General features: G+C 57.0%; 23 protein-coding genes and 1 tRNA gene. 12 read left to right on the top strand and 12 right to left on the bottom strand.

The features are described 5' to 3' along the window. Positions 1-15: 15 nt before the first annotated feature. Entirely contained in the window at positions 16-1470 is a 1455-nt protein-coding gene (gene betB / locus AAC622_RS03325; RefSeq protein ID WP_340260306.1) for a betaine-aldehyde dehydrogenase, read from the top strand. A gap of 11 nt (positions 1471-1481) precedes the next feature. Continuing rightward, positions 1482-3155, top strand: coding sequence for a choline dehydrogenase (betA, locus tag AAC622_RS03320; protein ID WP_340261404.1), 1674 nt, complete (start codon positions 1482-1484; stop codon positions 3153-3155). 412 nt (positions 3156-3567) lie between these two features. On the opposite strand, the gene AAC622_RS03315 is transcribed toward betA, so the two are convergent. Together AAC622_RS03315 and AAC622_RS03310 are read right to left on the bottom strand one after the other, a co-directional pair. Further along, positions 3568-3643 (bottom strand) — tRNA-Thr (locus tag AAC622_RS03315). A 137-nt stretch (positions 3644-3780) separates the two neighbouring features. Beyond that, positions 3781-4068, bottom strand: a complete 288-nt coding sequence (locus tag AAC622_RS03310; protein ID WP_340260305.1) for a DUF2312 domain-containing protein — start codon at positions 4066-4068, stop codon at positions 3781-3783. 160 nt (positions 4069-4228) lie between these two features. On the opposite strand from AAC622_RS03310, the gene AAC622_RS03305 reads away from it, so the two are divergent. After that, a complete protein-coding gene (locus AAC622_RS03305) occupies positions 4229-4444 on the top strand; it encodes a hypothetical protein (protein ID WP_317655122.1) in 216 nt (71 codons plus the stop codon). 10 nt (positions 4445-4454) lie between these two features. On the opposite strand, the gene AAC622_RS03300 is transcribed toward AAC622_RS03305, so the two are convergent. Continuing rightward, entirely contained in the window at positions 4455-4802 is a 348-nt protein-coding gene (locus AAC622_RS03300) for a TraR/DksA family transcriptional regulator (RefSeq protein ID WP_317655123.1), read from the bottom strand. Between the two features lie 155 nt (positions 4803-4957). On the opposite strand from AAC622_RS03300, the gene AAC622_RS03295 reads away from it, so the two are divergent. Further along, on the top strand, positions 4958-5395 hold the full coding sequence (locus tag AAC622_RS03295; protein WP_340260304.1) for a TIGR01244 family sulfur transferase: 438 nt from the start codon (positions 4958-4960) through the stop codon (positions 5393-5395). Positions 5396-5413: 18 nt separating this feature from the next. Beyond that, complete coding sequence (locus AAC622_RS03290) at positions 5414-6355, top strand: lysophospholipid acyltransferase family protein (RefSeq protein WP_340260303.1); 942 nt, start codon at positions 5414-5416, stop codon at positions 6353-6355. Between the two features lie 8 nt (positions 6356-6363). Here the strand turns inward: AAC622_RS03290 and AAC622_RS03285 are convergent, their stop codons facing one another. The 6 genes from AAC622_RS03285 to AAC622_RS03260 all read right to left on the bottom strand — a co-directional run bounded on the left by AAC622_RS03285 (position 6364) and on the right by AAC622_RS03260 (position 10577). Further along, a complete protein-coding gene (locus tag AAC622_RS03285) occupies positions 6364-7197 on the bottom strand; it encodes a DUF1223 domain-containing protein (RefSeq protein WP_340260301.1) in 834 nt (277 codons plus the stop codon). 82 nt (positions 7198-7279) lie between these two features. Beyond that, positions 7280-7738, bottom strand: coding sequence for a methyltransferase family protein (locus AAC622_RS03280; protein WP_340260300.1), 459 nt, complete (start codon positions 7736-7738; stop codon positions 7280-7282). Further along, the gene (locus AAC622_RS03275; protein ID WP_340260299.1) at positions 7735-8517 is read right to left on the bottom strand and encodes a glycosyltransferase family 25 protein; all 783 of its coding nucleotides are present in this window, start codon (positions 8515-8517) and stop codon (positions 7735-7737) included. The genes AAC622_RS03280 and AAC622_RS03275 overlap by 4 nt, the downstream gene beginning before the upstream one ends. Continuing rightward, a complete protein-coding gene (locus AAC622_RS03270; RefSeq protein WP_340260298.1) occupies positions 8514-9566 on the bottom strand; it encodes a glycosyltransferase in 1053 nt (350 codons plus the stop codon). The genes AAC622_RS03275 and AAC622_RS03270 overlap by 4 nt, the downstream gene beginning before the upstream one ends. After that, positions 9563-9712 carry a hypothetical protein gene (locus tag AAC622_RS03265; protein ID WP_340260296.1) on the bottom strand — a complete coding sequence of 50 codons (150 nt, stop codon included), beginning with the start codon at positions 9710-9712 and terminating at the stop codon, positions 9563-9565. Before AAC622_RS03265 ends, AAC622_RS03270 begins: the two co-directional genes overlap by 4 nt. Positions 9713-9716: 4 nt before the next feature. Next, complete coding sequence (locus tag AAC622_RS03260) at positions 9717-10577, bottom strand: glycosyltransferase family 25 protein (RefSeq protein WP_340260294.1); 861 nt, start codon at positions 10575-10577, stop codon at positions 9717-9719. Between AAC622_RS03260 and AAC622_RS03255 the strand changes: the two genes are divergently transcribed. After that, positions 10576-11430: a glycosyltransferase family 25 protein gene (locus AAC622_RS03255; protein WP_340260293.1), complete on the top strand. Its 855-nt coding sequence runs from the start codon at positions 10576-10578 to the stop codon at positions 11428-11430. The genes AAC622_RS03260 and AAC622_RS03255 overlap by 2 nt on opposite strands. Positions 11431-11478: 48 nt before the next feature. Here AAC622_RS03255 and acnA read toward each other — a convergent pair whose 3' ends face one another. Then, positions 11479-14166 (bottom strand): aconitate hydratase AcnA, encoded by a 2688-nt coding sequence (gene acnA / locus AAC622_RS03250; protein WP_340260291.1) that lies wholly within the window; start codon positions 14164-14166, stop codon positions 11479-11481. Between the two features lie 179 nt (positions 14167-14345). On the opposite strand from acnA, the gene ccmA reads away from it, so the two are divergent. The 6 genes from ccmA to AAC622_RS03220 all read left to right on the top strand — a co-directional run bounded on the left by ccmA (position 14346) and on the right by AAC622_RS03220 (position 18432). After that, positions 14346-14969 carry a heme ABC exporter ATP-binding protein CcmA gene (gene ccmA / locus AAC622_RS03245; RefSeq protein ID WP_340260290.1) on the top strand — a complete coding sequence of 208 codons (624 nt, stop codon included), beginning with the start codon at positions 14346-14348 and terminating at the stop codon, positions 14967-14969. Then, the gene (gene ccmB / locus AAC622_RS03240) at positions 14966-15622 is read left to right on the top strand and encodes a heme exporter protein CcmB (protein WP_340260288.1); all 657 of its coding nucleotides are present in this window, start codon (positions 14966-14968) and stop codon (positions 15620-15622) included. Before ccmA ends, ccmB begins: the two co-directional genes overlap by 4 nt. A 57-nt stretch (positions 15623-15679) precedes the next feature. Further along, positions 15680-16408: a heme ABC transporter permease gene (locus AAC622_RS03235; RefSeq protein WP_340260287.1), complete on the top strand. Its 729-nt coding sequence runs from the start codon at positions 15680-15682 to the stop codon at positions 16406-16408. Then, on the top strand, positions 16405-16596 hold the full coding sequence (gene ccmD, locus AAC622_RS03230; RefSeq protein WP_340260286.1) for a heme exporter protein CcmD: 192 nt from the start codon (positions 16405-16407) through the stop codon (positions 16594-16596). The genes AAC622_RS03235 and ccmD overlap by 4 nt, the downstream gene beginning before the upstream one ends. Then, on the top strand, positions 16596-17171 hold the full coding sequence (locus tag AAC622_RS03225) for a DsbE family thiol:disulfide interchange protein (protein WP_340260285.1): 576 nt from the start codon (positions 16596-16598) through the stop codon (positions 17169-17171). Before ccmD ends, AAC622_RS03225 begins: the two co-directional genes overlap by 1 nt. Before the next feature lie 94 nt (positions 17172-17265). Beyond that, entirely contained in the window at positions 17266-18432 is a 1167-nt protein-coding gene (locus AAC622_RS03220; protein ID WP_340260284.1) for an alpha-hydroxy acid oxidase, read from the top strand. 86 nt (positions 18433-18518) lie between these two features. Here AAC622_RS03220 and AAC622_RS03215 read toward each other — a convergent pair whose 3' ends face one another. Beyond that, positions 18519-19304 (bottom strand): 2-keto-4-pentenoate hydratase, encoded by a 786-nt coding sequence (locus AAC622_RS03215; RefSeq protein ID WP_340260282.1) that lies wholly within the window; start codon positions 19302-19304, stop codon positions 18519-18521. Positions 19305-19358: 54 nt separating this feature from the next. Next, positions 19359-19652, bottom strand: a complete 294-nt coding sequence (locus tag AAC622_RS03210; RefSeq protein WP_340260281.1) for an FAD assembly factor SdhE — start codon at positions 19650-19652, stop codon at positions 19359-19361. Positions 19653-19657: the final 5 nt, after the last annotated feature.

Below are 19657 nucleotides of genomic sequence, written 5' to 3'. Positions count from 1 at the left end.
AAAGAAAGGGAGGGAATGATGCAAGCCCAACCCAAAGCCAGCCATTTCGTGAACGGCGCCTATCTCGAGGATACCGAGGGCACCGCCCTACCCGTGATCTTTCCCGGCACGGGCGACACCATCGCAAAGCTGCACGAGGCGACACCGGCGGTGATCGAAGCGGCCCTTGCCGCCGCCAAAGCGGCCCAAGGGCCATGGGCGGCGCTGATGCCCGTGGAACGTGGCCGCATCCTGCGCCGCGCGGCCGACATCATCCGCGACCGCAACCGCGCATTGTCGGAGCTTGAGACACTCGACACCGGCAAGCCGATCTCGGAAACGCTTGTGGCCGATGCCACATCGGCCGCCGATGCGCTGGAATATTTCGGCGGTCTGGCGGGCACGCTGACGGGCGAGCATGTGCCGCTCGGGGCCGATTGGGCCTATACGATGCGCATCCCCTTGGGCGTCTGCGTGGGGCTGGGCGCGTGGAATTACCCCACCCAAGTCGCGGCATGGAAAGCGGCGCCAGCACTTGTCTGCGGCAACACGATGGTTTTCAAGCCCAGCGAACAAACCCCGCTATCTGCCTTGAAACTGGCCGAGATCCTGATCGAGGCGGGCGCACCGCCCGGTGTCTTCAACGTGATCCAAGGGGCGGGAATCGTGGGCCGCGCGCTGGTCGAGGATGCCCGCGTCGCCAAGGTTTCACTCACCGGATCGGCCGAGACAGGCAAAAAGGTCTATGCCGGGGCGGCGGCGCAGATGAAGCATGTCACGATGGAACTGGGCGGCAAGTCGCCCCTGATCATCTTCGACGATGCCGATCTGGAAAGTGCCGTGTCGGCCGCGATCAACGCCAATTTCTTCGCCACCGGCCAAGTCTGCTCCAACGGCACGCGCGTCTTCGTGCACAGGGGGATCAAGGACGCATTCCTAGCGCGTCTGACCGCCCGTCTGGCCCGCGCCATCATCGGCGACCCGCGCGAGGAGGCCACGACTTTCGGCCCCATGGTCAGCGAGGAACAGCTTGTCATCGTCCTGCGCTACATCGAGATCGGCAAGGCCGAGGGCGCGCGGCTGATTACGGGCGGCGCGCGGCTCGACCGGCCCGGTGCCTTCGTTGCGCCCACGGTTTTCGCCGATGTCACCGACGAGATGACCATCGCGCGCGAAGAGATTTTCGGCCCTGTCATGTCCGTCCTCGACTTCGAAACCGAGGAAAAGGTCATCACGCGCGCCAATGCCACCGATCTGGGCCTGTCAGGCGCGGTCTTTACCCGTGACCTCGCGCGCGGCCACCGCGTCGTTCACGCGATCGAGGCGGGATCGGTCTGGATCAACCAATACAACCTGACGCCGGTCGAAGTGCCCTTCGGCGGCGTCAAGGGCTCGGGCGTGGGGCGCGAAAACAGCCGTGCCGCGATCGAGGCCTATTCCCAGCTCAAGACCGTCTATGTCGGCATGACCCCGGTGGAGGCGGCCTATTGATGGCGGAAACGATGCAAGCCGATTACGTCGTCATCGGCGCGGGCAGCGCGGGCTGCGCCATCGCCTACAGGCTGGCCGAAGCGGGCAAATCCGTGATCGTCGTCGAACATGGCGGCAGCGATTGGGGCCCCTTCATCAATATGCCCGCGGCCCTGTCCTACCCGATGGGCATTTCCCGCTACGATTGGGGCTATGTGACCGAGCCAGAGCCGCATATGGGCGGCCGCGTCATGGCCTGCCCGCGCGGCAAGGTGCTGGGCGGGTCCTCCTCGATCAATGGCATGATCTATGTGCGCGGCCATGCCCATGACTATGACACATGGGCGGAAATGGGAGCGGACGGCTGGTCTTACGCCGATGTGCTGCCCTATTTCAAACGCGCGGAAACCTGGCATGGCGATGCGGGCGATGCGGCCTATCGCGGCCATGACGGCCCGCTTCACATCACGCGGGGGCCGCGCAAGAACCCGCTGTTCGATGCCTTCATCCAAGCGGGCGCCAATGCGGGCTATGGCGCGACCGACGACTATAACGGCGCGCGGCAAGAAGGCTTCGGCGCCTTCGAGATGACGGTCTGGCAGGGCGAACGCTGGTCAGCCGCCAAGGCCTATCTGCGGCCTGCGCTCAAGACGGGAAAATGCAGCGTTGCGCGCGGGCTAGTGGACCGGATCGAAATCGCAGATGGCCGCGCCACCGGCGTGCGGCTTGTCGGCGGTCAGGTGATCGGCGCGCGTGCCGAGGTGATCTTGTCGGCAGGTGCGATCAACTCCCCCAAGATCCTGATGCAAAGCGGGATCGGCCCTGCCCAGCATCTGGCAGACCACGGCATCCCCGTGATCGCCGACCGCGCGGGCGTGGGCCAAAACCTGCAAGACCATCTGGAGCTTTACATCCAGTTCGCCGCGACAAAACCCGTCAGCCTTGCGCCATATTGGTCGCTCTGGGGCAAGGCGCTGGTCGGTGCGCAATGGCTGTTCTTCCGCAAGGGCTTGGGCGCGTCGAACAATTTCGAGGCTTGCGGCTTCATCCGGTCGCGCGCGGGCATTTCCTACCCCGATATCCAGTATCACTTCCTGCCCATCGCCGTGCGCTATGACGGCAAGACGGCGGCCCAAGGCCACGGGTTTCAGGCCCATGTCGGGCCCATGCGCTCGAAAAGCCGGGGCGCGGTCAGCTTGCGCTCGGCCGATCCGCGCGAAGCCCCGCGCATCTTGTTCAACTACATGTCCCACCCCGAGGATTGGGATGAGTTCCGCACCGCCATACGGCTGACGCGCGAGATTTTCGCGACCGAACCGATGGCGGGTTTCGTCGATCACGAGATCCAGCCGGGGGCGGAGGCGCAAAGCGATGAAGCCCTCGATGCCGTCATCCGCGACCATGCCGAAAGCGCCTATCACCCTTGCGGCACCTGTCGCATGGGGCGTGCCGACGACCCTTTGGCGGTCGTCGACCCGGAGGCGCGGGTGATCGGCGTCGATGGGCTGCGCCTGGCCGACAGTTCGGTATTTCCCCAGATCACCAATGGCAACCTCAACGCGCCTTCGATCATGGTGGGCGAAAAGGCGGCCGATCACATCCTTGGCCGCGCGCCTCTGGCGTCCGAGAACCTCGATCCTTGGATTGCGCCCGATTGGCAGAACGCCCAGCGCGAGGCCATGGCACAGACAAAAGCGGCGGAATAGGCGCGACACATGCGTGTCGCCTGTGGGAAAACCCGGGGATTTTCATCGCTACATGATCTGGAGCGATCTTGAGTGTTATCTGGTTGGCGTTGTTGATGAACGCTGTGGCAGTCTAAAACTAACCTTGATGGGCTATGGGTTTACGGAAGAAGTCACGCTGGACAACGCTATTGAAAAAGCTGCGACGTCGCACCAGCGATGGTCCAGATCATCCTTGGACCCTTGCCCATAGGTCGATCAAGCAGGAGAGTAGGATAGCTCATCGGTCGGGAGCAACGCGCACGCGCGCGGGAGCAAACATGCAGCCACGCGCGCGTGTGGGGCGCACAACAAAAAAGGTGGATAAAAGGGTGGATTATTTCAGAACAAAATCACTTAATACGTTAATTTATAACGATTTTATGTAAGGATATGGTGCCCCCACACGGACTCGAACCGCGGACCCTCTGATTACAAATCAGATGCTCTACCAGCTGAGCTATAGGGGCACTGCTTGGCCAGATAGGACTTTAAGGCGGCAGACGCAAGAGGCTGGATTGAAAAATTTTCGATGAAACGCGCGCATTCTCTAGCGACTTTAGGATGCTTGAATTACGCAAATCAGCGGGACACGTATCATTGCGCTTCAACGCATACCCAGCGCCTCTTTATACATTTCAAGCACGGCTTCTTCCTCGGCGATGTCGTCAGGTTCGCGCTTGCGCAATGTGATCAGCTTACGGATGACTTTGGTGTCATAACCGCGTCCTTTGGCCTCGGCCATTACCTCTTTTTGTTGATCGGCAATGTCCTTTTTCTCAGCCTCGAGACGCTCAAACCGCTCGATAAAGGCACGCAGCTCATCTGCGGTGACCCGATAAGTCGCATCCGAGGAAGAGGGGCCAGCGGGGCTTTGGGCAATTTGGTCATCCATGAAACATGTCTCCTTCGGGCGGATCAGCAAAATTCTACGGCCCATGACCTAGCGCCCGTCATTGGCTTTCGCAAGCGCGTTTGGCGCAAAAGGATTGCGCGAAGGCCGCAATCGCGTTAGCCCGCAGGCGGTGAATTCTAAGCCCAAGGGAATATGCGCGATGGAATGGCTTGTTTGGATCGGGACGGGGCTGACACTGATCGGTCTTGGCTTTTTGGCCTATTGCATTTTCGCGGCCATGGCCGCCAAACGCGCGGGCCTGCCCGAGGCTGAGTTGCGCGCAAAATTGCAACGGATCGTGGTGATCAATATGGGCGCGCTTTTGCTCTCAGCGCTCGGGCTGATGTCCGTGGTGGTTGGAATTTTCCTCGCGTGAAACGCGCGGCTCAATGGGCAGCCTGTGCGGCACAATCACGGCAAAACGGCGTAAAGGGCAGAACCTCTAGCCTGTCTTCGGCTATTGGTAAATCGCAAGAGGTGCATATCCCATATTGCCCCGCATCTATGCGCGCGATTGCCGCGTTTATCATCGCAATCTCATGCTGTGCTTCAAGGCCAAGCGCCTCCAGGGCCTCGTCATCTTCGCGCTCTTTGGCGGCTTCGGGCCAATCGCGCGAATGGGGGGCGTCAAGCGCATCCTCCACAGTGTGGATGCGCTGATCCAATTGCGCCAAACGTGTCTGTAATTGATCACGCTTTGCGGCAATCGCAGTTTTACTCAGATGGCCACTCATAACCCTATCCTTTCCTAAATCTTGCCTGTTCACCCCCGAACAGTGCCGCGAGGCAGGCAGCCCCGCTTTGATTTGTGTCAACTTCTGCAATTGCCCTTGGCCCCAACCCTGCCTAGATTGGGCGAGACAGCCGCCCAACCAAAGGATGCCCCGAAATGGAACTGCGCCAAATCACCGATAAAATCTTTGTCTCGCCGCAAGTCGCGCCCAAGGATTTGGCCGCCCTCAAAGCAGAAGGGTTCACAGCCTTGATCTGCAACCGCCCCGATGCCGAGAACCCCGAACCCCTCCAAGCAGCGGCATTTGAGACCGCAGCCGAAGCGGCGGGCTTGGAATTTGTATATAACCCAATGGGGGCTGCGGGGTTAAGCATGGACATGATTGACGAACAGGCAGATGCGATTGAGGGCAGCAGCGGCAAGATCTTGGCCTATTGTGCCTCTGGCACGCGTTCGGCGGTTTTGTCGGCCTTTGCCCTTGCAGGCACCATGGCGCGGGATGAAATTTTGGACGCGATTGCCACTGCGGGCTATCCGATGCCACATCTTGCCCCGCAGATTGACCATGTAGCATCCGCCCGCGCAGATGGCTGAGGGAAAGATACAGCCGCCATGGCCGCCTATGACCTAGATCGCCGCACCCCTTTTGATTGGGTCGTAAACGCCCTGTTCCAAGCGGTTCTGTCGGCGGCACGCGCCCTGCCCTATGCGCAGCGTGTGGCCTTGATCGGATGGCTGACGCGGCGCGTGTTGGGGCCGCTTGCGGGGTTTCGCCGCCGCGCAATGGGGCATCTGGCCTATATCTGGCCTGATCTGCCCGAGAAACGGCGCGCAGATATTGCCAATGCCAGTTTAGATAATCTGGGCCGTTCGGTAATCGAGCAATATTCCGCACCCGACCTGATTGCTCGTGCAAGGCACTGGCAGCCTCATGGCACGGGATGGCAGGCGGCCGAGGCCGCGCGACAGGCGGGGCGCCCGATCCTGTTTGTCTCAGGCCATTTCGGCAATTACCAAGCCTTTCGTAGCGCCATGAACCAACGCGGCTATCACATGGGCGGGCTCTATCGCCCAATGAACAATGGCTATGTGAATGCCCATTACGAAGATACTATGCGCGCATTCGGCGGCCCCGCCTTTCCCCGCGGGCGGCGGGGCGTGGCGCAATTCCTGCGCCATATCAAAGGGGGTGGGCAATGCGCCATCTTGTTGGATCAATATTTTGCAGACGGGGTGCGCATTGATTTCTTAGGCAAACCTGCACCAACGGCCCTGACGGGGGCGGAAATGGCGTTGCGCCATGACGCGCTGGTTGTGCCAATTTTTGCACGCCGCTGTGAAAATGGCTTGGATTTCGACATTCTGGTCGATGCGCCCATCCCACATGGCACAGCCGAGGCCATGACGCAGGCCATTTCAGATGCAATATCGCGGCGCATCCGCGAAACACCCGAACAATGGCTGTGGGTGCATCGCCGCTGGAAGCCGGAACGCCAATTGCGTTATTTTGATCTAGATGCCGAAGAGGAAGAAGCGCTGCGCCGCGATTTATAGCGCCCCGTTTATTGAGGCGCCCGTGCAGCCCCCATCACAGGCCCAAGCGCACCAGCGCCAAGGCGGGCCTGCACCACCACGGCCAAATCCATCTCTGCCTCTGCCGTGATCGTGCGCACAAACGGGGCGCGGCCATCCCAATCGCCCAAGATTTCCAAACCCCGCACCACATTGCTGTAATGAGCATCACGCCCCGCATTCTCGCCACGGGTGATATCCACCTCAGCACGCGGGGTATAGCGGATCACCTGCACCACCATTGGCGCAGTCTGCGTGGTTTGCGCCATCAGGCGATAGCCGTCTGCACTGCGAATAAGCTCGACCGCAACAGGATATCCCTGCGCGGCATGGGCGCGGATCAAATCGGCCAATTCCATCGGCTGGGCCCCCACCAGATGATCATGCCCCCCCACGACCATATGCGGCGTATAAACCCGCCGTCCCCCTGCGGCGCGCACATAGGCCTCTTGGCGGCGCGAGAATTGAGGTTGGGCGAATGTGTCGGGCCAACCGATATAATCCCAATAATCCACATGCAGACCCAAGGGCAAAACATCGCCCCGCGTGACCAATTCATTGAGCAACGCATCCGCTGGCGGGCAAGAGGAACAGCCTTGCGAGGTAAACAACTCCACAACAACAGGGCCTGTTGCGGATAATTGCGCCTCGGCCATTTTGGGGGAAAGGGCCATGATGGCTAAAACCGCAAAACAAAGCGCCTGCACCATGGGGCGCAGGCCAATGACCATCCGACCTAGAACCATTTGCAGCAGCGAGCCTGTCATCATCATCCCTCTTGCACTGTCCCCTTTCACATAGGCCGCTTTTCGCGACTGCGCCAATCAAGCCTTTGCGAGCCACGGTAATATTCCACCCATGCCACAACTATGGCCGCGATTGTTATCGAAGGGAACCAAAGAAGCGTTAAATCCAACGCGGCGTGGTTTGAATATAGCGCAGGCCCTCAACGCCGAACGCGTGGCGTAGCCCCTCCTCCTCAGGGGCAGCAAATCGTTGATCCACCATCCAAAAATAGAGATAGGGGATCAAGACAGGCGATAGCGCACCCAAAACCAATACCCACCCGATTAAAATCAACACCATGCCTAAATAGATCGGGTTGCGGCTATATTTGAACGGACCAGATGTGATCAAAGCCTTTGGGGTATGGCGCGGTTCAATCGGTGTTTTGGCCCGATAGAAAAACCAAGCCGCCCATAAGATCACGGCGACCCCCACAGCGATGGTCAGACACCCGCCCACACGAAACACGGGGCCAAAGGCCATGATCAGGGGCAATTCTCGCGCCAAGATCCACACCACCGCTGCGGCAAGGAACAGCCATATCGGTGGAATATCAATATAGGCCCGTAACGCCCTCATAGCGTGATCTTTGGCCAATCGCGCGCAGGCGCAACATGCAGCCTTGTGCCCGGGTGCCGCAACTGACGCCACCCCATGACGATCTGCCCCCAAATCCGCCGCGCCCGAAACCCAAGCGCCGCCATGCCCGACACCGGCAAGCGCGGCTTTTCGACGGCATCAATCAAAGATCGGGTTTCAAGCGCCTGCGGCACCCCATATTGCGCGCAAATATCCAATTGCACCGCCAAAGCAGGCACAGCCTGATAGCTGCGCATCCCATATGTGGAGGAAATAATCGCATCCGATGGCCCACCCACACGCAGCGCGTGATCAAGCATTAGCTTTGCCCCCTTAGGATAGGCGATATAGGCCGCAGAACCCGTTCGATCCTGCCACAGGCGCAGCATCGGGGCCGCAGAATGCAAGACGCGGCCCAAAACCTTTTTGCGACCGCGCGTCTCAAGCGAGATGTGATCGACATCGGTCAACCCAGCAACATCCGCGAGAAAGGCGGGCAAATCCGCAGCCAAGGTCGCGTCATCCTCTAAAATCAAATGCGGGACATCCGCCGCAATCACAGCGCGCCACGCGGCCATATGCGAAGCGCAAAGCGCCATTTCTGTCACCCGCAAGGGTCGCTGCCACCGATGCCATACAGGATCATCGGCAGGCGGGGTTAACGTGTCGGGGGTAATCGCCTCAATCCGCGCCCAGTCCAGACCGAAATGATCCATCTGCGCGGCCATAAAGGCCATACGATCCTTGGCCGTTGCCATATTGATGATCAACACCCTCATCGGCCAAAATCCATTGCAGACAAATCCCCGTCAATCAGCGCCAAATATTGCGCCACAACGCGGGATTTGGTGAATTTCTCGGATAATTGCGCTTGGCCCGCTGTCACCAATTGCGCGGCCAAGTCTGGCTTGGCCCGCAATCGCAAGAGCGCCTGTGCCATTGCATCAACATCGTCAATATCAACAAGCAGCGCATCCTTGCCATCCTCACAAAACCATGACGGCCCCTCGCTGCGCGTGGCGACAACAGGGGTGGCACTGCGCCATGCCTCGAGAATGACATTCCCAAGCGGTTCATGGCGCGAAGGCATGACATAGGCATCTGCGCTGGCCACAAGATGCATCGGCTCCTCGACCCAACCCAAAAAGCGAACGCGATCTATCACCCCAAGATCACGGGCAAGCGCCTCAAGCGCAGGGCGTTTTTCGCCCTCACCCGCGAGCCATAAATACGCGCCCTCCACCTGTGCGAAGGCACGGATCAGCGTGTCAAACCCCTTGCGGTGGATAAACCGCCCCGACCCGACAATCAAAAAGGCATCGTCAGGCGTGTCATAGGTGGTGCGCGCAATACCACGCGGTGTCACCTCGCGCACGAAATTGGAAATCACCCCAAGGGGACGCTGCCAGCCCAAACCGCGGCAAGCCTGCGCAATACCGGGCGTATTGGCAACGATCACATCATTGCGTGCGAAGTTTTTCAAATGGCGCGGATAATCCCCCAAGCGCGTGATCCGCACCCCGCCACCCGATTGGGGCAAGAGTTTCGAGGCGCGCGACATCCATGCGAATGTCGCATCTGGCCGCCACGCCGCGCGCATCTGGCGCAAGTGCCACCGCAGCCAAAGGGATTGAGGGCTGAGAAGCCGAAAATTGGTTTCATAAATCGCGCCAAGCGGGCGAAGATCCTCGGCCCAAGCCCGATTGGGGCGGATCACAAAACGCTGCTCAACCCCCGCTTCAGCCAAAGCCTGACACAGATTGACAAAGAACCGCTCCGCCCCACCATCGGTGCCAAAATGCATATGGATCACTCGGCGTCCGGTCATCGCTGCGCCTTTTCTTCGGCCAGATTTTGAAAAAGGGTTACATATTGCGCGATTACTGCCTCATGAAACCCTTGGGTTAGGCGAAGGAAGAACCGCTCTGTGCCACCATCGCGCCCCATCATGATATGGAAGATCCGTTTGACCACGCGCCTATAATCCCTTGGCCCGTGCGCGCGCCAAGTGCAGGCGGTAATTCACGCGATACCGCCCAAAGCGCCACAGCCTGACCCAAATCGGGTCCTTGTGCGCCATTTTTTTGCGGCTATCGCCGACTGTGCCATCGCTCGTCTCTTGCGCGCCGATGGCAATCGTTTGCGGCGCAATCATCGCCACGCGCAAATCAAACTCCCAAAAATGCTTATGATCTTCATCGACAGGGCGGAAAATCGGCGGCACTTTGGCCAATATTTTTTCGGCCCCCGCCCGCGTCAGAACATAGCCCAAAGTGGTAGAGGGAACGCGATCAGGGCGACCCAGCGTAAAGCCCTGCCCAATCGTCTGCGCCTGATCAAGGCGCACAGGCTTGAACGAAAAGAGCTTTACCATATCCCATGCCGCGGGGCGCTTTTGCAAATCATCCTGCAACGCGGATAGGGTCGCGGCAAAGTCACCCGTGATGCGCAGGTCATCCTCTAGAACCACCGCGGCCTCAGCCCCGCTTTCCAACAGCCATTCAGCGGCCTTGATGTGGCTGAGGTAACAGCCAATTTCGGGAGGCACCAAATCATGCCGCGCGTAGCGGCGATTGGCGCGCACATCATAGACGCGGGCCAAGTCGCCTTCGGACAGCGCCCGACCATTCACCGCAGGCAGGCGAGTCCATGCGACACCCGCACCGTCCAACTCTGCGCCAACACGGGCGAGCCGCGTTTCATTGCTGTCCATATTGATGACGTAAACAGGCCAGTCTTGCACGCGCGCCGCTCCTTTATCCTTGAGAATGGCATAGCCCAGCCACGGGTTTGAACACAAGCGCCGCGCATCATTGCTTGCCCCAACAGCCGCTTTCATGACAAATGCGCCGCAAGCAGAAACCACCCCAGAGGCGCGCATGGCGCAAAATATCCCAATCTATGTCATTAATCTCGACCGCCGCCCCGATCGGCTCGAGCGGATCGGGGATCACCTGCGCGCGCGCGGCGTGACCTTCATTCGTCATTCCGCCTGTGATGCACAAAGCGCGGATGCCGCCCGCATAGATGCTGTGATTGCGGAATATGGCCCCTTGGGGCGGCTTGGTTTGGGTGACCGCGCCTGCACAGTCAGCCATACCGAGGCTTGGGCCGCCTTTCTGCAAACAGACGCGCAGTTCGCCCTCTTTTTAGAGGATGACATCTATCTCGCCGCTGATCTGGCCTCTGCGGTGATGACCTCCGATTGGGTCCCGCGCGGCACCGAGGCGGTCAAACTTGAGAAATTCAACGAAGGCATATCCAAACTTTTACTTGGCGCGCAAATTGGTCAAACCCCCTTAGGCCGCGCAATCCACCCGATGCGTTCGCGTCATGTGGGGGGTGGGGCCTATATCCTGTCGCGGCGGGGGGCGGAATTGGCCCTGTCTTGGCGCGGCAAGATGCGGGTGCCGATTGACCATTTCCTGTTCAATGACACGGTCAGCCCCATTCGCCGCACTTTGGCCGCTAGCATCATTGTGCCCGCGATGGCGACACAGCGTGCCTATGCCTATAATTCTGATATCTCAGGCCTTGGCAAAGCAGTGCGCCCCAAAGGATGGGCCAAAACATGGCGCAAACTCAAACGCGGCAGCGCCGAAATCAACCAAGCCCCCCGCCAAATCTGGCAATGGGCCACGGGGCAAGCGCGGATTGTAGAGGTAGGTTTCGCCGAAAACCCACCCAAATAAAAAAGCCCCGCGCGATGCGCGGGGCTTTTGGTTTCACTGTGGCGAGGCTTACGCTGCGCGGGCGAGGTTGCGCAGAACGTAATGCAAGACGCCGCCATTCTCGATATATTCGATCTCAACCGCCGTATCGATCCGACATTTCAGCGTGATCGTTTTCACGCTGCCATCGGCATAGGTGATATCACAGGGCACTTCGGCCAAGGCTGTGATTGTATCCAAGCCCTTGATTGCCACGGTTTCATCGCCCGTCAGACCCAAGGTCTTGCGGGTGTCGCCGCCTGTGAATTCGAACGGGATCACCCCCATACCAACGAGGTTGGAGCGGTGGATACGCTCAAAGCTTTCCGCGATCACGGCCTTGACACCCAAAAGGGCGGTGCCTTTTGCAGCCCAGTCACGGCTTGAGCCCGCGCCATATTGCTCGCCCCCAAAGATCACCAAGGGCGTGCCTTGCTCTTGATAGGCCATTGCCGCGTCAAAGATCGAGGTCTGCGCGCCATCTTGGCCTTTGGTATAGCCGCCTTCAACGCCATCCAACATCTCATTCTTGATGCGGATATTGGCGAATGTGCCGCGCATCATGATCTCGTGGTTGCCACGGCGCGCGCCATAAGAGTTGAACTCGCGCACAGGCACCTGACGCTCGATCAGATATTGACCCGCAGGTGTGGTGTCCTTGAACGACCCTGCAGGGCTAATGTGGTCTGTGGTGATCATATCGCCCAAAAGCGCCAGAACCTTGGCCCCTTCGATATTCTCGATCTTTTTGGTGTCCATCGTGATGCCTTGGAAATAAGGCGGGTTCTGAACATAGGTCGAGGTCGCAGGCCAATCATAGGTCTGCTGATCAGTGGTTTTGACCCCCTGCCATTTCTCATCGCCTTTGAACACATCGGCGTATTTGGCTTGGAACGCTTCGCGCGTCACAGTGCGCTCAACTGTTTCTGCCACTTCTTGCGTGGTTGGCCAAATATCCTTGAGATAAACATCACGACCATCTGGGGTCTGGGCAATCGGGTCATTGGCCAGATCAATATCCATCGTGCCCGCAATCGCATAAGCCACGACCAGCGGCGGCGAGGCGAGATAGTTTGCGCGCACATCGGGGCTGATACGACCCTCGAAATTACGGTTCCCTGACAGCACCGCGGTGGCGACCAAATCGCCCTCGGCAATTGCCTCAGAAATCTCTTTCTGCAGCGGGCCAGAGTTACCGATACAGGTGGTGCAGCCATACCCCACAAGGTTAAAGCCGACCTTATCAAGATCTTCTTGCAGGCCTGCGGCCTCAAGATAGGCAGATACAACCTGGCTGCCTGGCGCAAGCGATGTCTTGACCCATGGTTTACGGGTCAGGCCCAATTCAGCGGCCTTGCGCGCCACAAGACCTGCGCCAATCATCACATAAGGGTTCGATGTGTTGGTGCAGGAGGTGATCGAGGCAATTACAACCTTGCCTGATTCCATACTGTAATCTTCGCCTTTGACGGCGACCTGCTTGCCCAAAGGACGCTTGAACGTCTCTTCCATTTCCTTGCGGAAGGCGGATTTTGCGCTCGACAGCACCACATAATCTTGTGGGCGTTTTGGGCCAGAAATGGCAGGCACGATCGTGCCCATGTCCAATTCCAACGTGTCGGTATAAACGGGCGCGTAATTCGCATCGCGCCAGAACCCGTTTTCCTTGGCATAGGTTTCGACCAAGGCGATAACCTCTTCCTCGCGGCCCGTGTTGCGCAGATAACGCAGGGTTTCATCATCAATTGGGAAGAAGCCACATGTCGCGCCATATTCAGGCGCCATGTTGGCGATGGTCGCGCGATCCGCCAAAGGCAGGCGATCCAAACCTTCGCCGTAGAATTCAACGAATTTGCCAACCACGCCTTTCTTGCGCAGCATTTCCACAACTTTCAGCACAAGGTCAGTGCCTGTCGTGCCTTCCACCATTGCGCCCGTCAATTTAAAGCCAATCACTTCGGGGATCAGCATCGAGATCGGTTGACCAAGCATTGCGGCCTCTGCCTCGATACCGCCAACGCCCCATCCCAATACAGCCGCGCCATTGACCATGGTGGTGTGGCTGTCTGTGCCAACAAGCGTATCAGGATAGGCGACCAAATCGCCGTTCTGATCCACATCCGACCAAACCGTTTTGGCCAGATATTCAAGGTTCACTTGGTGACAAATCCCCGTGCCAGGAGGCACAACGCGGAAATTGTTGAATGCGTTCTGGCCCCATTTGAGGAAGGTGTAACGCTCCATGTTGCGCTCATATTCGCGATCCACATTCACCTGGAAGGCGCGCGGATTGCCAAATTCGTCAATCATCACGGAGTGGTCAATGACCAAATCCACGGGGTTCAGCGGGTTGATCTTGTCAGGGTTGCCGCCAAGCGCCTTGATCCCGTCCCGCATCGCGGCCAGATCCACCACCGCAGGCACGCCTGTGAAATCCTGCATCAAAACGCGGGCGGGGCGATAGGCGATCTCGCGCGGGTTTTGACCACCCAACTTGGCCCATTCAGCAAAGGCCTTGATGTCATCGACACTGACCGTCTTACCATCTTCGAATCGCAGCATATTCTCCAGCACCACTTTCAACGCGGCAGGCAATTTTGAGAAATCGCCAAGCCCCGCGGCCTCAGCGGCGGCGATGGAATAATAGGCATAGGTTTTTCCCCCTGCCGTCAGGGTCTTGCGGGTCGCGGCGCTATCGTGGCCTACGGTGATGGGCATATTTGCCTCCCTCATCGAAAAAACGGGTTGAACGGTCACGGCCTTAGCCCTTGCTTTTTGAAGTGGCAATGGGGGCTGGCCGCGTTTGTATGCCGTTGCATACATTTTTTCACAGGCAGGCGCAAGCATTCCTGTTTGCACGCTTTCCAAATTCTTAAATTCCGTTTAGCTGTGAAGCTATGATGTTGGAAATCACCTCTCTGGCCTGCGCGCGCGGCGCTATGCAAGTGTTGCAAAATGTTGACCTCACCCTCTCTGCGGGCGAAGCCGTGGTGTTGCGCGGGCCGAATGGGGCAGGTAAAACCACGCTGTTGCGGATCATCGCGGGGCTGGCCCCCGCCCTGTCGGGGCAGATCAGTTGCGCCAGCGATAGCATCGCCTATAGCGGTCACGCAGACGGGATCAAAACCAGTCTAACCGTGGCGCAAAACCTGAATTTTTGGGCAGGTGTTTTTGGACAACGTGATATCACGCCTGCGCTTGATGCGTTTGATCTGCATGATCTGCGTGACCGCCCTGCAGGCGAAATGAGTGCGGGTCAAAAACGCCGCCTCAGCCTTGCGCGGCTCTTGGTGACGGGGCGCCCCATTTGGTGCCTTGATGAGCCGACAGTGTCGCTGGACCAAGAAAATGTCGCGCGCTTTGCTGCCGCCGTGCAGGCGCATTTGGCCCGTGGCGGGGCCGCATTGATTGCCACTCATATTGATCTCGGGCTGGCCGAGGCGCGAATTTTCGACATCAAACCGTTCATGTGCAAAAAGCTGACCGAGACTGACCCGTTTTCGGATTGGGGGGCGGCATGATCGGTCTTTTGATACGCGACTTGCGGTTGGCCATGAAAGCGGGGGGCGGCTTTGGCCTTGCGCTTGCTTTTTTCTTGATCGTTTCCGTTCTGGTGCCGTTCGGGATCGGGCCAGAAACGGGCTTGCTGCGCGAGGTGTCGGGGGGCGTTTTGTGGCTTGGCGCGCTTTTGGCCTGCCTCTTATCACTGGATCGGATCTTTGCCCTTGATTGGGAAGATGGCAGTCTTGAACTTCTGGCAACCTCCCCCCTGCCCCTTGAGATGGTCGCAATCACCAAATCTGCGGCGCATTGGATCACCACGGGGCTGCCCTTGGCCTTGGTGGCGCCGCTTTTGGGTCTGTTGTTGAATTTGCCCGAAGACGGGTTTCTGTGGCTTGTCGTCTCGCTTTTGGTGGGAACGCCCGCCCTTTCGGCCATTGGCACATTTGGCGCGGCTTTGACGGTGGGGATGCGGCGGGGCGGATTGTTGCTGTCGCTATTGGTTCTGCCGCTCTATGTGCCCAGTTTGCTCTTTGGGTCGATGGTCGTCTCAAATGGGGCCTCTGGCGAGGCGGTTGGCACCCCTTTGGCCCTATTGGCGGCCATCAGTCTGGGCAGTTTGGCGATTTTACCATTTGCTTCGGCCTCTGCCCTCCGCGTCAATCTGCGCTAGGCTGCCGCTATTTCAGCCCCTTGTGGCCCTGCGGCGCTGCGACTAATCTCTGCGCTTATGAGCATCTGGGAATACGCAAATCCGCGAAAATTTATGTCGCTGTCGGGCGCGGTTCTGCCATGGGTGACGGCCCTTGCCGTTGCGATGGTGGTGGGTGGGCTGATCTGGGGGTTTTTCTTCACCCCGAATGATTTTCGCCAAGGCTCGACTGTGAAAATCATCTATATTCACGTGCCCGCCGCGATCATGGGTTCGGGCACGTGGTTTATGATGTTGGCCGCCTCGCTGGTTTGGGTCATTCGCCGCCACCATGTCAGCGCCCTCGCGGCCAAGGCCGCTGCACCCGTTGGGATGGTATTTACGCTGATCGGCCTGTTCACAGGCGCGGTCTGGGGGCAACCCATGTGGGGCACATGGTGGGAATGGGACCCAAGATTGACCGCATTTTTGATCCTGTTTCTGTTCTATCTGGGCTATATGGCGCTGTGGGCGGCGGTCGAAAACCCCGATACGGCCGCAGACCTGACCGCCGTTCTTTGCCTTGTTGGCACGGTCTTTGCGGTGATTTCGCGCTATGCGATTTTGTTCTGGAACCAAGGCCTGCATCAAGGCGCATCGCTGTCGATGGATGCCGAGGAAAATGTCGCCGATGTCTTTGCCTATCCGCTTTGGATTTGCATTATCGGCTTCGGCCTTTTGTTTATCTGCCTTGTGCTGTTGCGCACACGCACTGAAATTCGCGCCCGCCGCCTCAGCGCCCTGATCGCGCAGGAGCGGATGGCATGACACCTTTCATCTTTCCCGATCTGGGGCCATATGCGGTCGAGATCTTATCTGCCTATGCAGGGACATTGGCGCTTTTGTTGATCTTGGTGGCAGGTTCTGTTTGGCAGGGGCGCAAAACGCGGATCAGGCTTGAAGAATTCGAAGCGCGCCGCACGACCAAGCGTCAAAAATCTACGGAAAACCTGTGATGAAATTTCGTCCGATGATGATTGTGCCTTTGGCCGTGACGCTTGGGTTTTTCGGGCTTGCGGCGGTGCAACTGAGCCGCACGGAGGACGCGCGCAGTATCGGCGTTGACACGGCCGCCCTTCCCTCCACGCGTGAAGGCCGCGTGGCCCCGCATCTTGATCTAGCGGTGCTTGACGACACGCCGCTTCTGACCCGTGCCGATCTTGAGGGCAACGGGCTTATCATTCTGAATTTCTTTGCCAGTTGGTGCCCACCCTGCCGCGCCGAGCATCCGACCCTTACCGCATTGGCCGAAGCGGGAAACCCGCTATTTGGCGTGAACTATCGCGATCAATTGGGCCAAGCGCGTGCTTTTTTATCTGAATTGGGCAATCCCTATGACCGCATCGGTCGCGATGAAGAAGCGCGAAATGGGCGCGATTGGGGCGTGGTTGCGATGCCCGAAACCTTCTTTATCAATTCCGAAGGTTTGGTGGTTTTGCATTTCCGTGGACCGATCACTGATCGCGTATTGAGAAACCAGATTCTTCCAGCTCTTGATGACGCAGGTCACACGTTAATGTTGTCTCAATAGGCAATCTGGCCAACATACTGTGCGTGTAAATCAGTGTTCTTCTATGTATGATTGGAAGCCTACACAGTCATTTCGTCAGGATTTTTATTTTTAAATGACCAAACTTCAACGCATTGCATCTATATCTGACCTTAGAGAGCGAGCACGTAAACGCCTTCCTAGATCTGTTTTTGACTTTATTGATGACGGCGCGGGCGCAGGCCACACCAGGCGCGCCAATCAACAAGATTTTGAAAAATATACGCTACTTCCTCGTGTCGGCGTTGATGTGTCCAAAAGAGACTTAAGCCAGCGTATATTGGGCGTGTCGAGCAGTATGCCACTTATCCTAGCCCCGACCGGTCTCTCAGGCCTGTACTATCCAAAGGGTGAAATACTTACGGCTAAAGCGGCACATCAAACAGGCATACCTTTTTGTCTATCGACAAATTCTGTTGCGTCTATGGAAACCATTTCTGATGCAGTTCCATCTTCGGAAAAATGGTTTCAATTGTACTTTCTGAAAGACAAAGGCCTGATGTCTTCCATGCTCACTCGGGCCAAGGAAAATGGATATCGCGTACTCTGCATTACATTGGATGTCCCAATTCAAGGAAAACGTGACCAAGATATCCGAAATGGGTTTACCATTCCTTTGAAACTAAATCCTTCAACGCTTATTGAAGTGTTGGCGCGCCCAAATTGGACCTGGAATTTTTTAAAAGATGCATTGATACGAAAACAAAAAATTTCATTTGGAAATTTTGAAGGCCATCTCAAAATTAGTAAGTATAAAACTAATGCGCAACTTATTGCGGAGTTGTGTGATGCTTCTGCAGACTGGGATACCATTCGCGAAGTCATCGAAGAATGGAGCGGACCCGTTGTCATTAAAGGGATCCTAGATCCAGAAGATGCTAAATTAGCCATCCAAGCCGGAGCACATGCAATCGTTGTGTCGAACCATGGAGGAAGGCAACTTGATCAAGTTCCATCAAGCATCTCAGCCCTACCCAAAATCGCAGAGGCAGTGGCAGGACACGCAGAAATTATACTCGACAGTGGCGTGACTCGAGGCACCGATATTGCAATTGCTCTGTCTTTGGGAGCAAGCGCTTGCATGATCGGCCGCTCATGCTTGTGGGGATTAGCAACAGATGGCCAGACAGGCATATTAAAAGCTATCGAAATTCTTAGGCAGGAACTCGATACCAGTATGGCTCTTCTAGGTGTTACGGAGTTACATCAACTAAAGGGAAGAGCTTGTTTAAACCTAAGTTGACCAACCTCGGATACGAAAAACACAAACTTATAATCCAGAACACGGTGAGTGTCCGTTTGAAATTAACCCATATGGCTGGGGTTACATTATTCAAAAGAACAGCTGATTTGGCCCAGAACTCCGAAATCAGCAAAAACAGTATCTCCATGAGATATCTCAAGCGGAAGCATGCAGGTGCCAGTGGTTATAATTTGACCAGACTGCAAACCTACTCCTATTTTTGAAAGCTCATTTGCGATCCAAGTTAGGGCTAGCCGAGGATCTCCAAGAACATTCTTACCAACACCATCTCTGATTATATGATCTCCAACTCTGCCAGTAACATGGTGTTCAGAAAGATCTAAGCCTCGCCACAGATCGGGCGCTTTGGGGCCCAAGATAAATTGATGACCACACGCATTATCGGCAATCAACTGTTCTTCCCCAGCTCGTGCGAAATCTGTAAAGCGAGACGCAGGCATTTCCAGAGCCAAAAAAAGCTCTGACACCGAACTCATAACTTCTTCCAAACTGTACGCCGATGTCCTTGGAGGTAAGCTGTGTCCCAGTTTGAAAGCGAATTCTGGTTCTGCAACTTGCATGTTGTTGCCAACAAGCGGAAGAACATCACCATCATAGGATACCATTGACTCAATAAGACGGCCCGCCATCGGGCCATTTACACCAATGTGGTTTTGTCCTGCTGAGCTCGTCGCTGCAATCTTCCATCCGAATAGTGCAGCCTGAGACTCATGTTCCAGTATCTCTTGGATCGCGTACCCATCCATCCGCGTTGATGGCCTATAATGAGGGGGAAGAGCAGAAATCGTAGAGCCCGACTGCCAAGTTGAAACCAGCAATTGAGATGCGCGTCTAATTGCGTCAGTTTCCATTTACTTCAAACCCATGAACGCTGAATACCACTTCAACCAATATAACAACGCCAGTTACTGGTTGTCATTGTGAAACTTTTGGCCAAATTGCTTGCCAATGATTTGAAGGAAACCTGCTATTTCATCAGGCGCCGATTTTTGACCAGATATCCACTGATAGAGGTCTTGATCCGCCTCCTCAAGCACCGCCTCAAACTGATCGAGCGTGGCATCATCAGCGGAGGCCAAATGCGCGTCTGCCCATCCGCCCAAAATCAAATCCATTTCTTTGATACCACGATGCCATGCCCGCATCCTAAGACGCTTGAGACGGATTTCGCGTGTCTCTTGGTGAGCAGATTGTGACATAGACA

The organism is Roseobacter sp. HKCCA0882, from assembly GCF_037805225.1.
In the GTDB taxonomy this organism is placed as follows: domain Bacteria; phylum Pseudomonadota; class Alphaproteobacteria; order Rhodobacterales; family Rhodobacteraceae; genus M30B80.
This window is presented reverse-complemented; position numbering and strand designations above follow the sequence as displayed.

What these genes read in the sequence shown, in the direction of transcription:
- betB (WP_340260306.1), top strand. Translation starts at nt 16, where the DNA reads ATGATGCAAGCCCAACCCAAAGCCAGCCATTTCGTGAACGGCGCCTAT.
- betA (WP_340261404.1), top strand. Translation starts at nt 1,482, where the DNA reads ATGCAAGCCGATTACGTCGTCATCGGCGCGGGCAGCGCGGGCTGCGCC.
- AAC622_RS03310 (WP_340260305.1), bottom strand. Translation starts at nt 4,068, where the DNA reads ATGGATGACCAAATTGCCCAAAGCCCCGCTGGCCCCTCTTCCTCGGAT.
- AAC622_RS03305 (WP_317655122.1), top strand. Translation starts at nt 4,229, where the DNA reads ATGGAATGGCTTGTTTGGATCGGGACGGGGCTGACACTGATCGGTCTT.
- AAC622_RS03300 (WP_317655123.1), bottom strand. Translation starts at nt 4,802, where the DNA reads ATGAGTGGCCATCTGAGTAAAACTGCGATTGCCGCAAAGCGTGATCAA.
- AAC622_RS03295 (WP_340260304.1), top strand. Translation starts at nt 4,958, where the DNA reads ATGGAACTGCGCCAAATCACCGATAAAATCTTTGTCTCGCCGCAAGTC.
- AAC622_RS03290 (WP_340260303.1), top strand. Translation starts at nt 5,414, where the DNA reads ATGGCCGCCTATGACCTAGATCGCCGCACCCCTTTTGATTGGGTCGTA.
- AAC622_RS03280 (WP_340260300.1), bottom strand. Translation starts at nt 7,738, where the DNA reads ATGAGGGCGTTACGGGCCTATATTGATATTCCACCGATATGGCTGTTC.
- AAC622_RS03275 (WP_340260299.1), bottom strand. Translation starts at nt 8,517, where the DNA reads ATGAGGGTGTTGATCATCAATATGGCAACGGCCAAGGATCGTATGGCC.
- AAC622_RS03270 (WP_340260298.1), bottom strand. Translation starts at nt 9,566, where the DNA reads ATGACCGGACGCCGAGTGATCCATATGCATTTTGGCACCGATGGTGGG.
- AAC622_RS03255 (WP_340260293.1), top strand. Translation starts at nt 10,576, where the DNA reads ATGACAAATGCGCCGCAAGCAGAAACCACCCCAGAGGCGCGCATGGCG.
- AAC622_RS03260 (WP_340260294.1), bottom strand. Translation starts at nt 10,577, where the DNA reads ATGAAAGCGGCTGTTGGGGCAAGCAATGATGCGCGGCGCTTGTGTTCA.
- acnA (WP_340260291.1), bottom strand. Translation starts at nt 14,166, where the DNA reads ATGCCCATCACCGTAGGCCACGATAGCGCCGCGACCCGCAAGACCCTG.
- ccmA (WP_340260290.1), top strand. Translation starts at nt 14,346, where the DNA reads ATGATGTTGGAAATCACCTCTCTGGCCTGCGCGCGCGGCGCTATGCAA.
- ccmB (WP_340260288.1), top strand. Translation starts at nt 14,966, where the DNA reads ATGATCGGTCTTTTGATACGCGACTTGCGGTTGGCCATGAAAGCGGGG.
- AAC622_RS03235 (WP_340260287.1), top strand. Translation starts at nt 15,680, where the DNA reads ATGAGCATCTGGGAATACGCAAATCCGCGAAAATTTATGTCGCTGTCG.
- ccmD (WP_340260286.1), top strand. Translation starts at nt 16,405, where the DNA reads ATGACACCTTTCATCTTTCCCGATCTGGGGCCATATGCGGTCGAGATC.
- AAC622_RS03225 (WP_340260285.1), top strand. Translation starts at nt 16,596, where the DNA reads ATGAAATTTCGTCCGATGATGATTGTGCCTTTGGCCGTGACGCTTGGG.
- AAC622_RS03220 (WP_340260284.1), top strand. Translation starts at nt 17,266, where the DNA reads ATGACCAAACTTCAACGCATTGCATCTATATCTGACCTTAGAGAGCGA.
- AAC622_RS03215 (WP_340260282.1), bottom strand. Translation starts at nt 19,304, where the DNA reads ATGGAAACTGACGCAATTAGACGCGCATCTCAATTGCTGGTTTCAACT.
- AAC622_RS03210 (WP_340260281.1), bottom strand. Translation starts at nt 19,652, where the DNA reads ATGTCACAATCTGCTCACCAAGAGACACGCGAAATCCGTCTCAAGCGT.